Origin of the sequence: Mycobacterium branderi (assembly GCF_010728725.1) — a bacterium.
Classification (GTDB): Bacteria; Actinomycetota; Actinomycetes; order Mycobacteriales; family Mycobacteriaceae; genus Mycobacterium; species Mycobacterium branderi.
In genome coordinates this window covers 1,995,224-2,008,008 of record NZ_AP022606.1, presented here as the reverse complement: position 1 = coordinate 2,008,008, position 12,785 = coordinate 1,995,224, and the positions used below count along the sequence as shown (strand labels likewise).

Annotated in this window: 14 protein-coding genes; 11 read left to right on the top strand and 3 right to left on the bottom strand. The window is 66.9% G+C overall.

Features of this window, described 5'->3' with window-relative positions:
* Nucleotides 1-7 precede the first annotated feature (7 nt).
* Together G6N47_RS10360 and fadD17 are read left to right on the top strand one after the other, a co-directional pair.
* A complete protein-coding gene (locus tag G6N47_RS10360) occupies nucleotides 8-1,099 on the top strand; it encodes an acyl-CoA dehydrogenase family protein (RefSeq protein ID WP_083131042.1) in 1,092 nt (363 codons plus the stop codon).
* A 3-nt stretch (nucleotides 1,100-1,102) separates the two neighbouring features.
* Nucleotides 1,103-2,614, top strand: coding sequence for a long-chain-fatty-acid--CoA ligase FadD17 (gene fadD17, locus G6N47_RS10355; RefSeq protein WP_083131043.1), 1,512 nt, complete (start codon nucleotides 1,103-1,105; stop codon nucleotides 2,612-2,614).
* Between the two features lie 163 nt (nucleotides 2,615-2,777).
* Here fadD17 and G6N47_RS29615 read toward each other — a convergent pair whose 3' ends face one another.
* Nucleotides 2,778-2,978, bottom strand: a complete 201-nt coding sequence (locus G6N47_RS29615) for a hypothetical protein (protein ID WP_232080395.1) — start codon at nucleotides 2,976-2,978, stop codon at nucleotides 2,778-2,780.
* Here G6N47_RS29615 and G6N47_RS10350 point away from each other — a divergent pair.
* Nucleotides 2,914-3,228 (top strand): UTRA domain-containing protein, encoded by a 315-nt coding sequence (locus G6N47_RS10350; RefSeq protein WP_232080169.1) that lies wholly within the window; start codon nucleotides 2,914-2,916, stop codon nucleotides 3,226-3,228. The two genes, G6N47_RS29615 and G6N47_RS10350, sit on opposite strands and share 65 nt — an antisense overlap.
* Before the next feature lie 32 nt (nucleotides 3,229-3,260).
* Here G6N47_RS10350 and G6N47_RS10345 read toward each other — a convergent pair whose 3' ends face one another.
* Nucleotides 3,261-3,839, bottom strand: coding sequence for a helix-turn-helix domain-containing protein (locus G6N47_RS10345; protein WP_083131045.1), 579 nt, complete (start codon nucleotides 3,837-3,839; stop codon nucleotides 3,261-3,263).
* A 90-nt stretch (nucleotides 3,840-3,929) separates the two neighbouring features.
* Here G6N47_RS10345 and G6N47_RS10340 point away from each other — a divergent pair, with 90 nt between their 5' ends.
* The 4 genes from G6N47_RS10340 (at nucleotide 3,930) to G6N47_RS10325 (ending at nucleotide 7,770) form a co-directional block, all read left to right on the top strand.
* On the top strand, nucleotides 3,930-4,553 hold the full coding sequence (locus G6N47_RS10340; RefSeq protein WP_083131046.1) for a class I SAM-dependent methyltransferase: 624 nt from the start codon (nucleotides 3,930-3,932) through the stop codon (nucleotides 4,551-4,553).
* Nucleotides 4,554-4,645: 92 nt separating this feature from the next.
* Nucleotides 4,646-5,740 carry an NADH:flavin oxidoreductase gene (locus tag G6N47_RS10335; protein WP_083131047.1) on the top strand — a complete coding sequence of 365 codons (1,095 nt, stop codon included), beginning with the start codon at nucleotides 4,646-4,648 and terminating at the stop codon, nucleotides 5,738-5,740.
* A 39-nt stretch (nucleotides 5,741-5,779) separates the two neighbouring features.
* Nucleotides 5,780-6,757: an NADP-dependent oxidoreductase gene (locus G6N47_RS10330; protein WP_083131240.1), complete on the top strand. Its 978-nt coding sequence runs from the start codon at nucleotides 5,780-5,782 to the stop codon at nucleotides 6,755-6,757.
* 77 nt (nucleotides 6,758-6,834) lie between these two features.
* Nucleotides 6,835-7,770, top strand: a complete 936-nt coding sequence (locus G6N47_RS10325; protein WP_083131048.1) for an SDR family NAD(P)-dependent oxidoreductase — start codon at nucleotides 6,835-6,837, stop codon at nucleotides 7,768-7,770.
* A 198-nt stretch (nucleotides 7,771-7,968) separates the two neighbouring features.
* On the opposite strand, the gene G6N47_RS10320 is transcribed toward G6N47_RS10325, so the two are convergent.
* On the bottom strand, nucleotides 7,969-9,411 hold the full coding sequence (locus tag G6N47_RS10320) for an aldehyde dehydrogenase (protein WP_083131241.1): 1,443 nt from the start codon (nucleotides 9,409-9,411) through the stop codon (nucleotides 7,969-7,971).
* 62 nt (nucleotides 9,412-9,473) lie between these two features.
* Between G6N47_RS10320 and G6N47_RS10315 the strand changes: the two genes are divergently transcribed.
* The 4 genes from G6N47_RS10315 to G6N47_RS10300 are packed head-to-tail and all read left to right on the top strand — an operon-like array spanning nucleotide 9,474 to nucleotide 12,776.
* Complete coding sequence (locus G6N47_RS10315; RefSeq protein ID WP_083131049.1) at nucleotides 9,474-10,739, top strand: aromatic ring-hydroxylating oxygenase subunit alpha; 1,266 nt, start codon at nucleotides 9,474-9,476, stop codon at nucleotides 10,737-10,739.
* A complete protein-coding gene (locus G6N47_RS10310) occupies nucleotides 10,739-11,068 on the top strand; it encodes a hypothetical protein (protein ID WP_083131050.1) in 330 nt (109 codons plus the stop codon). Before G6N47_RS10315 ends, G6N47_RS10310 begins: the two co-directional genes overlap by 1 nt.
* The gene (locus G6N47_RS10305) at nucleotides 10,996-12,303 is read left to right on the top strand and encodes a metal-dependent hydrolase family protein (RefSeq protein WP_083131051.1); all 1,308 of its coding nucleotides are present in this window, start codon (nucleotides 10,996-10,998) and stop codon (nucleotides 12,301-12,303) included. Before G6N47_RS10310 ends, G6N47_RS10305 begins: the two co-directional genes overlap by 73 nt.
* A gap of 8 nt (nucleotides 12,304-12,311) precedes the next feature.
* A complete protein-coding gene (locus G6N47_RS10300) occupies nucleotides 12,312-12,776 on the top strand; it encodes a MarR family winged helix-turn-helix transcriptional regulator (protein ID WP_083131052.1) in 465 nt (154 codons plus the stop codon).
* Nucleotides 12,777-12,785 lie beyond the last annotated feature (9 nt).

Here is a 12,785-nt window from a genome sequence, read left to right as displayed (position 1 = left end):
GATTCTGATGGACTTCTCGACAACCGAAGCGGCCCAAGACCTCGGCGGTCTGGTGGACACGATCGTCGACGCGGTGTGCACGCCGGAGCATCAGCGCGAGCTGGACGGCTTGGAGCAACGGTTCGACCGGTCGTTGTGGCGCAAGCTCCTCGACGCCGACATTCTTTCGGCTGCCGCCCCGGAGTCGTTGGGCGGCGGGGGTTATGGCGTTTTGGAGCAGACGGCCGTGCTGGTCGCGTTGGGCCGGGGGCTGGCGGCCGTGCCGTATCTGGAGTCGGTGGTGCTGGCCGCCGGCGCGCTGGCGCGGTTCGGCTCGGCCGAGCTGCAGCAGGAGTGGGGCACGCCCGCGGTGAGCGGCGCCAAGGTTTTGACTGTCGCGCTGGACGGCGAGATGGGCGACGGCCCGGTGCAGGCCACCCGCTCGGGTGACGGCTACAGGCTGACCGGAACGCGCACGCAGGTCGGTTACGGCCCGGTGGCCGACGGCTTTCTGGTGCCCGCCGAAACCGATTCCGGGACGGCGGTTTTCCTGGTCACCGCCGACGAAGTATCGGTCACACCGCTGGAGACCACCGGTCTGGGCAGTGTCGGGCACCTGCGGCTGGACGGGGTCTCGTTGAGTGAGGCGCGGATGGTCGGCGGCGACGAGGTCGTGAGCTGGATTTCAACACGTGCTTCGTTGGGCCGCAGCGCTTTTCAGCTCGGTGTGCTGGACCGTGGCTTACAGCTGACTGCCGAGTACGCCCGTACCCGTGAGCAGTTCGACCGCCCGATCGGCAGCTTCCAGGCGGTGTCGCAGCGGTTGGCGGACGGCTACATCGACGTCAAGGGGTTGCGATTGACGCTCACCCAGGCGGCGTGGCGTCTCTCCGAGGACCTGCCCGCCGACACCGAGGTGGCCACGGCCGGGTTCTGGGCGGCCGACGCCGGCCACCGGGTGGCGCACACCATCGTTCACGTGCACGGTGGCGTCGGCATCGACATCGACCACCCGGTTCACCGCTATTTCCTGGCGGCCAAGCAGACCGAGTTCGCGCTGGGCAGCGCGACGGGGCAACTGCTCCGGATCGGCCGCGAGCTCGCGGACGCGCCCGCCTGACTTATGGAGGCTCTCCCGACCGTCGCCGACTTGCTGAAACCGCTTGTCGACGTCGGCGATCGGGGCGTCTACTTCGAGGACTCGTTCACCGGCTGGCGTGACCACCTTCGGCACGCCGCCGCGGTGGCGGCGGCGCTGCGGGCGCGGCTCGACCCGGCACGACCGCCGCATGTCGGGGTGCTGCTGGAGAACACCCCGTTCTTCTCGGCGGTGCTCGTCGCGGCGGGGATGTCGGGCATCGTGCCGGTGGGGCTCAACCCGGTGCGCCGCGGCGCCGCGCTGGCCCGCGACATCGACTATGCGGATTGCCAGCTGGTGCTGGCGGATGCGAATTCGGCCGCGGCGCTGGGCGATATCGCGCATATCAATGTCGACTCCGACGAGTGGGCCGACGAGGTGGCCACGCATGGCGACGCAGAGGTGCGTTTCCGGGATGCCGCGCCCGAAGACCTGTTCATGCTGATCTTCACCTCGGGCACCAGTGGCGACCCGAAGGCGGTCAAGTGCAGCCACGGCAAGGTTGGGATCGCGGGGGTGACGATGACCGAGCGGTTCGGGCTGGGCCCCGCCGACCGCTGCTACGTGTCGATGCCGCTGTTCCACTCCAACGCGGTGCTGGTCGGCTGGTCGGTGGCCGCGGCGTGCAAAGGGTCAATGGTGTTGCGGCGCAAGTTTTCCGCGTCGGGCTTTTTGCCCGACATCAGGAAGTACGGCGTCACGTACGCCAACTACGTGGGCAAGCCGTTGTCGTATGTGCTCGCCACTCCCGAACGGCCCGATGATGCGGACAACCCGCTGAAGGTGGTGTACGGCAACGAGGGTGCGCCCGCCGACATCGAAGGCTTTGCCCGCCGGTTCGGCTGTGTCGCCGTCGACGGGTTCGGCTCGACCGAGGGCGGGGTGGCGATCGCCCGCACACCTGACACGCCCGAGGGCTCGCTGGGCCCGCTGCCGGACGGGATCGAGATCCGCGACACCGAGACCGGCGCGCCGTGCCTGCCCGGCGTCGTCGGCGAGTTGGTGAACGTCGCCGGCCCGGGCCGGTTCGAGGGCTACTACAACGACCCGGAGGCCGACGCGCAGCGGATGGCCGACGGTGTCTACCACAGCGGCGACCTGGCCTACTGCGACGAGAACGGGTACGTGTATTTCGCTGGACGGCTGGGTGATTGGCTTCGGGTCGACGGCGAGAACCTGGGCACCGCGCCGATCGAGCGGGTACTCGCACGCTACCCCGGCGTCCGCGAGGTGGCGGTGTATGGCGTGCCAGATCCGGTCGTCGGCGACCGGGTGATGGCCGCGCTGGTGATGGCCCCGGGCGCGGAATTCGACGTGGACAAGTTCCGCGCCTTTCTGGCCGAGCAGCCCGATCTCGGGCCCAAGCAGTGGCCGTGGTACGTGCGGGTCAGTAGCGCGCTGCCGCGCACCGCGACCTTCAAGGTGCTCAAGCGGGAGCTTTCGGCCGAGGGCGTCGACTGTTACGACCCGGTCTGGACCCTGCGCGAGCAGACGTAAAATCGCACTGGCGCAGCCGCTTTCGTGCGATTTTGTGTCTGCTCGCGCTAGCCGGCCACCGAAATCGAGCTCAAGACATCGGCCGTCGCCCGTGGCTGTATCGCCGGGTGCGCTGGGAGGTCATCCGTCTGAGCCACGGCCGAGATCGAACATCGTGAGCCGCTCAGGCGAACGCGATGTCGAGCAAGGCCAGTACCCGTTGTTTGTCGCTGCGGAGGTGCTTACGCATCACGGTTTCCGCCTTCTGGGGGTCGCCGCGTTGGACCGAAGCATGGCTGCCGGCGGATCTTGCCAGCACGTTGACCACCTCAGCGCTGCGCCGCACCCCACTGTACGAGTTGCTTTCGGCCGCAGGCTTCGTCATCGATCGGATGCAACACGCGATCACAGCGGAGATCGCGGGCCCACGCACCGCGCATTTGCTCAACACCGCGATCGGTTCGGCGGTTATTCGGATCGACTGCGTCGCCTTTGTGGCGGATTCGCCACATCACTACGTATCGATCCTGTTGTCGCCCAACCGCAGTCGCGTACTCCTGACGCAGACAGCCGCCGAACTTGAAACCGGGGAGGGCCTAGCGATCGCCCACGACGTGCGCCGACAGATGCGTTAGTCCGTCACGGATGTGAGCGATCAGCGCATTAGTCAGGTGTGTAGGTGGAGCCGTTCGCCGTGCACTCCGAAGATCATGATTGCCTCGACCGCTTCGTCGATGACGCCGAACCAGTGCGGGGTCCAGGTGCTGAATTCAACGGCCTCGCCGGGTTGGATGGTGAAATCCCGCTCGCCCAGGATGAGGCGCAACCGTCCGGATAACACGTACATCCATTCCTGGCCCTCGTGCACAGGTAATTCTTTGGGCGGCTTCCGTCTTCGCATGCTGATCCGGACCTTGAACGCGTGAAGACCGCCGGCGGGGCCGCTGCGGGTCAACGGCCAGTAGGTAATGCCGTGGCGAGTATGTGAGCTGCCACGCACACGGGGATCGGGATACTCCGGTGCGCGCAAGAGCTCGTCGGTGCTGACCGACAGCGCCTCGGCCAGCCTGGGCAGGTGGTCCAGCGCGAGGCGTCGTTTGCCCGATTCCAGCCGGCTCAACGTCGAGATATCGATGCTGGCGCGAGCGGCGACGTCTTCCAGCGTCAGGCCGTGCTGGATGCGCAGTTCGCGTAGCCGCTTTCGGACCCGGGCGTCGACGTCGTTGCCGGTGCTGTTTGCCTGCATGGCAAATTAGTTTGGCAAAGGATGGTCGGTGTGAGCAAGCTCGGGTCATGGCCGACGAGGTCGGCCTGCCGATGCCGAAATGGAGCCACCATGTCAACGCTTGACGCACAAGAATATTGGGAGCAGCACTATGGTGCGCGGGATCGGGTCTGGAGCGGACGGGTCAACACCTGGCTGGTCGAAGTGGCCGAACCGCTAAGGCCCGGCCACGCGCTCGACCTGGGCTGCGGGGAAGGCGCCGACGCGCTATGGCTCGCCCACCGAGGTTGGCAGGTCGTCGCCGTCGACGTCTCGCAGACCGCGCTGCAACGAGCCGCCACTGACGCGCTTTGCCAGGGCCTGGAGCGACGCATTGACTTTCAGCAGCACGATCTGTCCGACAGCTTCCCTGAGGGCACCTTCGACTTGGTGGCAGCCCTTTACCTGCACTCGCCCGCGCGGCTCGACCGCGAGCACGTGCTGCGCCGCGCGGCGGAAGCCGTCGCCGCTGGCGGGTTCTTGCTGATCGTGGACCATGGCGCCGCCCCACCCTGGGCCCCGAAATTGAGTCACGAGCACCGATTTCCCAGTGTCGACGAGGTCATCGCATCGCTGAACCTCGATGACAACGCCTGGGAGCGGCTGCAGGCCAAGCCCGTTTCAGGCTCGGCGGTAGGGCCCGAGGGTCAGACCGGCACGGTGACAGACAACGTGATCCTGCTGCGACGGCGCTAACGCGCAACATCGAAAACGCTGATGCCAGCGCCGACGGACCGGTCGTGGTGTCGGGTGGAATAGCGGTGCGGGACTGCGCGTTAGGCAGATCCGTGACAATCGACAGCCTGTTTCAACCGTTAACCGTCCGTTCGCTGACCGTGCCGAACCGGTTCGCGATGGCGCCCATGACCCGGCAGGCGTCACCCGGGGGAATCCCCGGCGCCGACGTCGCCGAGTATTACCGGCGCCGCGCCGCCGGCGGTGTCGGACTGATCATCACCGAAGGCGTCCGGCTGCCCGATCCGGCCGCGGGGCACCCGGACTCGATTCCCACGCTTGCCGGCGACGAGGTGCTGGCGGGATGGACACGCGTCATCGACGCCGTCCACCAGGAAGGCGCCACGATCGCCGCGCAGCTGTGGCACCAGGGCGCGCAGCGCGAGGACGCCGACGGCGTGGTGCCAGTCAGCCCGTCGGGCATTGACGGGCTCGGCAACCCGAAAGGCCGGGCGTTGGCAACCGATGAACTCCCGCACATTGCGGAGTTGTTCGCGCACAGTGCCGCCACCGCGCGCGAGCTCGGATTCGACGCTGTCGAACTGCACGGCGCCCACGGTTACCTGCTGGATCAATTCCTTTGGGAGAAAACGAATCTGCGCGACGACGGCTACGGCGGATCACTGGCCGCGCGGACGCGCTTCCCGGCCGAGGTGGTGGCCGCGGTGCGCGCCGCAGTCGGCCCGGACTATCCGATCATCTTCCGCTACTCGCAATGGAAGGGCACCGACTACGCGGCGTCGATCGCCGACGACCCGACACAGCTGCACGACCTGCTCACCCCGCTGGTCGAGGCCGGAGTCGACGTGCTGCATCCCTCGACGCGCCGGCACTATGTGCCCGCGTTTCCCGATGTCGACTCCGCTTTGAGCCTGGCCGGGTGGACCAAGAAGGTCAGCGGGCTGCCGGTCATCGCAGTCGGCTCCGTCGGGCTGGCGACACAGTTCCGCAGCGAGCGGCGGGGCACGGTGATTGAGCCCGCGCCCGTTGACCGCCTGGTCGAGCAGTTCGACGCGGGGGAATTCGACATCGTGGCCATCGGACGCGCGCTGCTGGCCGACCCGGCGTGGGTGAACCGGCTGCGCGACGGGCAGCTGGACGGGTTCGGTGGATACGACGCCGACATTGCGTTGTCCGCGCTGGCCTGACCCTAAGTGCGGACCAACCATCAGAAAGGTGATCAGCAGATGAAGGCGGTGGGTTTCACCGAGTTTGGCGGACCAGAGGTGTTGAAGGTCCTGGAGGTCGACGACCCGCACGCGGGTGCGGGGCAGGTCCGGGTGAAGGTCGCCGCGTTCGACGTCACCCCGGCCAATACGTATCTCCGCTCGGGTGTGTGGGACGACTGGGACCAGACCACCGCAGAGCGGGGCGGGGCGGCAAAGTTCGCCCCGCAGCTGCCCTACTACATCCCGGGCTGGGATTTCAGCGGCATCATCGACGAAGTAGGGCCCGGCGTCTCCGAAACCTCAGCCAAAGTGGGCGATCGGGTGGTCGGACTGCCGGTCGATTCCTACCTCCACGGGCCCTACGCCCAATACATCGTGACGTCCGCTGAGTCCGTGGTGCGGGCACCTGCCAACGTCGATAACGTTGCGGCCGCAACGTTTTTGATGAACGCCCTAACCGCCTACATCGCGTTGGAGGCGTTGGCGCTGGCTGCGGGATCGACGGTCGCGGTGACCGGCGCCGCCGGAGCCCTCGGGCAATACGTCATCGAACTCGGCAAGCACTACGGATTTGTCGTGATCGCCGATGCTAAACCCGCCGATGAGGCCTTGGTCCGCGCTCGCGGCGCCGATCACGTTGTCGCCCGCGGAGACGATGTGGCACAACGCATCCGCGAGGTTGCGCCGAGCGGCGTGGACGGGCTCGTCGACTGCGCCGCCCTGCACGAGCTGATCGAGCCCGCCGTGCGCGACGGCGGATCCATCGCGACCCCCCGCTGGTACAGCGCACCCAACGACCGGGGTATCACCTGGCACCCCATCTTCGTCCCCGAGCACATCACCCGCCGCGACGTGCTCGAAGAACTGCGCGACCTCGTCGAGGCCGGGGTGCTGAGCACCCCGGTCGCCGAAGTCCTGCCCGCGCACCAAGCCGCACTCGCCCACCAAAAACTCGAAGCCGGCGGGGTCCGCGGACGCATCGTCCTGACATGGTGAACAGATACCGTCCCGCCGAAACACCAACGGCACGAAGGGCGTCGAAGAATCATCGCAAGTACGACGAACGGAGAGCCATGAACTCGATCGCGTCCGGCACTGTCTTGCTCACTGGTCCGACCAGCGGCCTGGGGAAGGCTGCCACGTTGGCGATGGCCAATCGCTCTGCGCCCGAACGCCCCAACTTGCTGCTAGTTGGCAGACCCGGTCAGGCGCTGACCGAGGTGGCCGAGGCCGCCCGGGCTGCAGGAGCCACAGTTCGGGAGATCGGCTGCGATCTTGCTCGGTTGGCCGACGTGCGCAGCGCGGGGCAGAAGGTCAAGGAGCTGCTGGAGACCGGCGCGGTAGGCCCGCTGCAGGGATTGGTGGCCAACGCCGGCGTCTCGGTCGTTGACACCCACAACGCTTCGGCGGATGGATACGAACTCACCTTCGCGGTGAACTACCTCGCACACACCCAGCTCATCGGCGACCTGCTCGATTCGCTTGCCGCACCAGCCCGTATCGTGCTGCTGGGTTCAAATACCTACTACCAGAACATTTTCCGTCGCCTTCTGCGAGTCGCACCGGCGGATTGGCGGGATCCGATCGAACTCGCTCAGCCGACTGCCTCAGACGTGCCAACGACACTCAAGCGGGGCTGGACGGCCTACTCCAACTCCAAACTTGCGATCCTCTACTACGCGCACGAATTGCAACGGCGAGCACCAACGGGAATCAACGTGGCGGTGTTCGAGCCGGGATTCATGCCGGGCACCGGCCTGGGGAGAAATCAGAGCCCCAGCCTTCAACGGATCGGGCGGCTCATGCAGCGAATCCCCGGCATCTCGTCGCCGACCCGATCTGGTCATACGCTCGCGTCGATCGCCCTCGACGACCGCTGGGCGCACTTGCGGGACGGCGCATTCGTCGTCAAAGACCAAGAGCGCGATGTCAAGCCGTTCGCGAACGATCGGCATCGCGAGGCACGGCTGTGGGACGCCACCGACGAACTCCTCAACTCCGCTGCGTAGGGATATGCGTTGGTCGAAAAGATCCGGCAGCGATCGATTCCGACCCATGTGGGAAGAAGGACGCTCCACACTGCGGCAGTCGATGCGCAAGACGATCGACCACCCCGACCTCGGCCCCCTCGCCCTGGATTGCGACACGCCGGGGCGCCCCTAAACGCACCCTCAAACCGCCGGTTTGGGGTGCTTTACGTCTCCGCGCTAGCCGGCCACCGAGATCGACTTCGTGTCCAGGTAACCCTCGATGCCTTCGCGACCCAATTCCCGACCGTAGCCACTGGATTTGACGCCGCCGAACGGCGCATAGGGATCCATCGTGTAGCCCTGGTTGACGCCGAAGGTGCCGGTGCGGATGCGCGCGGCCAGCGCCACGCCGCGCTCGATGTCTCCGGTGAAGACGGAGCCGGCCAGCCCGTAGTCGGAATCGTTGGCGATGGCGACCGCGTCGTCCTCGTCGTCGTAGCCGATGACGGTCAGCACTGGGCCGAAGATCTCCTCGCGCGCGATCCGCATCGTGTTGTCGGCGTCTGCGAACAGGGTTGGCCGCACGTACCAGCCGCGCTCGACGCCGTCGGGCATGCCGGTGCCGCCGGTGACCAGTCGGGCGCCCTCCGCCTGGCCGGCCTCGATGTAGCCGAGGACGCGTTGTTGTTGGCGCTGCGCCGCCAATGGCCCCACCTGCGTTGCGGGGTCGGTGGGATCGCCCACGACGAGTCCCTGCATTTCCGTGGTTAGCGCGTCGAGGAACTCGTCGCTTCGCTTGGCCGGCACTAGGATTCGTGTGAGCGCGTTGCAGATCTGGCCACTGTTGGACAGGCTCGCCGATCGAATTGCGGTGGCGACGGCCGCCGGGTCGGCGTCGTCGAGGACGATCGCCGCCGATTTGCCGCCGAGCTCGAGGCTGACCCGTTTCAGCCCGGTCGCACACGCCGCAGCCACCTGTCGTCCGGCGGCGGTGGAGCCGGTGAACGACACCTTGTCCACTCCGCCGTGCGCCACCAGGTAGGTGCCGACGTCGGCGCCGCCCGGCACCACGCTGACTACACCGGGCGGCAAGTCGAGCTCGTCGAGCAGCTCGGCCAGCAGCAGCGCGTCGAGCGGCGACTCCGGTGCCGGTTTGACCACCACGCAACAACCGGCCAGCAATGCGGGGATCAGCTTCGTGACGATCAGGAACTGCGGCATGTTCCACGGCACGATCGCGGCCACCACCCCCACCGGTTCGCGGCGGATGCGGATATCGGCGCCGTAGCGGCCAGGCCGAATCTCTTGCCACGACACGCTTTCGGCCAGATCGCAGAACGCGGTCATCATTATCCACGGCAGACCCACCTGAGCGCGCTGCGCGAAGCTGATCGGCGCGCCGATCTCGGCGGTGATGAGATCGGCCATCTCCGAACGCCGTTCACCGTAGAGCTCGGCCAGTCGGCGCACCACGGCAATGCGCTCGGACGGATCGAGCCGCGGCCACGGTCCGTCGTCGAACGCCTGGCGGGCAGCCCCGACGGTGGCGTCGACGTCGGCCGGCCCGGCAGCCGCCACCGGCGCGACCGGTGCTTCGGTGGCCGGCGAGATCACCTCGATCACCGCGTCGCTGCTCGGCTTGGACCAACTCCCGCCGATGAACAGTTCGCCTCTTCGCACACCAACCTCCGGCATAATATCAACTACTTGCGATTGCTTGGTCGAGCATATACGGTCGGCCCATGGCTCGTTTCCCCAAGCCGCCGGAGGGCAGCTGGACCCAGCACTACCCCGATCTCGGCACCGGGCCGGTCTCCTACGAGGACTCCATCTCCCCGGAGTTCTACGAGCTCGAGCGGGCAGCGATCTTCAAGCGCGCCTGGCTGAATGTCGGTCGCGCCGAGCAACTTCCGCGCAACGGCAGCTACTTCACCAAAGAGCTGAAGGTCGTCAACACCTCGATAATCGTGGTGCGCAACAACAACGGCGACATCACGGCGTTCCACAACATCTGCCGGCACCGCGGCAACAAGCTGGTGTGGAACGACATGCCGCTCGAGGAGACCAGCGGCTTCTGCAAACAGTTCCGGTGCAAGTACCACGCGTGGCGCTACGACCTGGACGGCAACCTGACCCACGTCCCGCAGGAAGGCGAGTTCTTCGACCTCGACAAGAACCGCTACGGGCTGGTGCCGGTGCACTGCGACGTATGGGAAGGCTTCATCTTCGTCAACTTCGCCGCCGAACCCGAGCAGTCGCTGCGCGAATTTCTTGGCCCGATGATCACCGGGCTGGAAGGCTATCCGTTCGGCCAGCTGACGTCGCGGTGGCGTTACCGCTCGGAAGTGAAAGCGAATTGGAAGCTCTACCTGGACGCGTTCCAGGAGTTCTACCACGCGCCGGTGTTGCACGCGAACCAGTCGCCGACCAAGTACTCCAAGGCCGCGGCGGAGGCCGGCTTCGAGGCGCCGCACTATCGCATCGACGGGCCGCACCGGCTGGTCAGCACATCGGGTGTGCGAGCCTGGGAGATGGACGCCGACATGCGCAAGCCAATCGACGAGATCTGTCGCAGTGGACTTTTCGGGCCGTGGGACAGCCCGGATCTCGGCCCGCTGCCCGACGGCGTCAACCCGGCCAACTGTGACCCGTGGGGGCTGGACTCGTTTCAGCTGTTCCCCAACTTCGTGATCCTGATCTGGGGGCAGGGCTGGTATCTGACCTACCACTACTGGCCGACGTCGTACAACAGCCACGTTTTCGAGGGCACGCTGTATTTCCCGCCGCCGCGCACGCCGCGCGAGCGCGTCGCGCAGGAGCTGGCGGCGGTGACGTTCAAGGAATTCGGGCTGCAGGACGCGAACACCCTGGAGGCCACCCAGTCGATGATCGAATCGCGTGCCGTCGAGGGTTTTCTGCTCAACGACCAAGAGGTGCTGATTCGGCATCTGCACCGCGAGACCGCGGCATGGGTCGACGAATACCGGCGCGCGACGGCGGGAGTCTGATGAGCGCCAAGCTGCCACCCGAATTCGCCGACCTGGAGCCATTTTCCGACTGGTGCCTACCCACCGAGCCCGAGCGTTATCACAAGCGGCTCACCAGCTCGATGACCGACATGCAGGCGTTCTACGACGCGATCATTCCGCGCGCGGAGGACGCGCTGGCCTACTGCGACAAGTTCAGCCTCGACGACCTGCCCGACGACGTGATGAACCTGATGCACCTGCTGTACTCGATGATCATGGTGTCGTTCCCGGTCGAATGCTGGAAGCAGCCCCGCATTCCCGATTCGGGCGCATCGACACTGGATTGCGTCAGCGAACCCGTGCCGTGATCGTGCTGCGGGCCGCCCGCTGGGCGGACGTCGACACCGGCGAAGTCCGCTCGCCGGCGGTGGTGGTGGTCGACAACGACCGGATCGTCGCGGTCAATCCGCCTGAGCCGCCGGCCGATTCGGTGACCGAGATCGACCTCGGGGATCTCACGCTGCTGCCCGGCCTGATGGACATGGAGCTCAACCTGCTCATCGGCGGACCCGGCGGGCCGGAAGGGTTGCCGTCGCCCATGCACGGCGTGCAGGACGACCCCGCCTACCGCACACTGCGCGGCGCCGTGAACGCCCGCACCACGCTGGACGCTGGCTTCACCACCGTCCGCAATCTCGGCCTGATGGTCAAGACCGGCGGCTACCTGCTCGACGTGGCGCTGCAGCGGGCGATCGACCAAGGCTGGCACGTCGGTCCGCGGGTGGTGCCGGCCGGGCATGCCGTCACACCCTATGGGGGGCACCTGGATCCGACGGTGTTCCAGCGGCTGGCGCCGGGCATCATGCCGCTGTCGGTGGCCGAAGGGATCGCCAACGGCGTACCCGACGTTCGCGCGTGCGTGCGCTACCAGATCCGCCACGGCGCCAAGGTGATCAAGGTGTCTGCGTCGGGCGGGGTGATGTCGCACAGCACCGCGCCCGGATCGCAGCAGTACTCCGACGAGGAGTTCGCCGCGATCGCCGACGAGGCTCACCGCGCCGGGATCCGGGTGGCCGCGCACGCGATCGGCGACCGCGCCATCCGGGCCTGCATCAAGGCCGGAATCGACTGCATCGAACACGGTTTCCTGGCCACCGACGACACCATCCAGATGATGGTCGACCACGGCACCTTCCTGGTGTCGACCACTTACCTGACCGACGCGCTGGCAGTCGACCGCGTAGCACCGGAGTTACGCAAGAAGGCCGCCGAGGTGTTCCCACAGGCTAAAGCCATGCTGCCCAAGGCAATAGCCGCCGGGGTGCGGATCGCCTGCGGCACCGACGCCCCCGCGATCCCGCACGGCCAGAACGCCAAGGAGCTCTGCGCGCTGGTCGACCGCGGCATGACACCGATGCAGGCGATCCGCGCGGCGACGCTGACCAGCGCCGAACTCATCGAGGCCGACCACGAACTCGGCCGGCTGGCGCCCGGCTACCTCGCCGACATCGTCGCCGTGCCGGGGGACCCGTCGCGCGACATCGCGAGCACGCTCGACGTACGGTTCGTCATGAAGGGCGGTCAGGTTCACAAGCGGCCGTAAGACACACCATGGAACTCACCGACAACATCCTGTGGCTGCTCAAGCAGGCCTTCCACTTCTCGCTCAAGACCGTCAACGACGCGATCAGCACTCACGGAGTGACCACCGCGCAGATCGGCCTGATGCGCCAGTTGGCCAACGAACCGGGCCTCTCCGGCGCCGAATTGGCCCGCCGGCTGCTGATCAGCCCGCAGGGCGCCCAGTTGGCGATCGCCGCGCTCGAGGACCGCGGCCTAGTGGAGCGCAAGCAGGACCCGGAGCACGGGCGCATCCTGCAGACCTATCTCACCGATCAGGGCCGCGCCGTGGTCTCCGCGGTGCTCGCCGACGCGCTGGCCGCCCACGAACGGGTGTTCGGCGTGCTGAGCCCCGACGAACAACAACTGCTGCACGACCTGCTGGCCCGCGTGGTCGAAAAGGGCACCGGCAACCCGCTGTTCACCGACCACACCGGCGATGAATCAAGTACTTGATAAGTATCG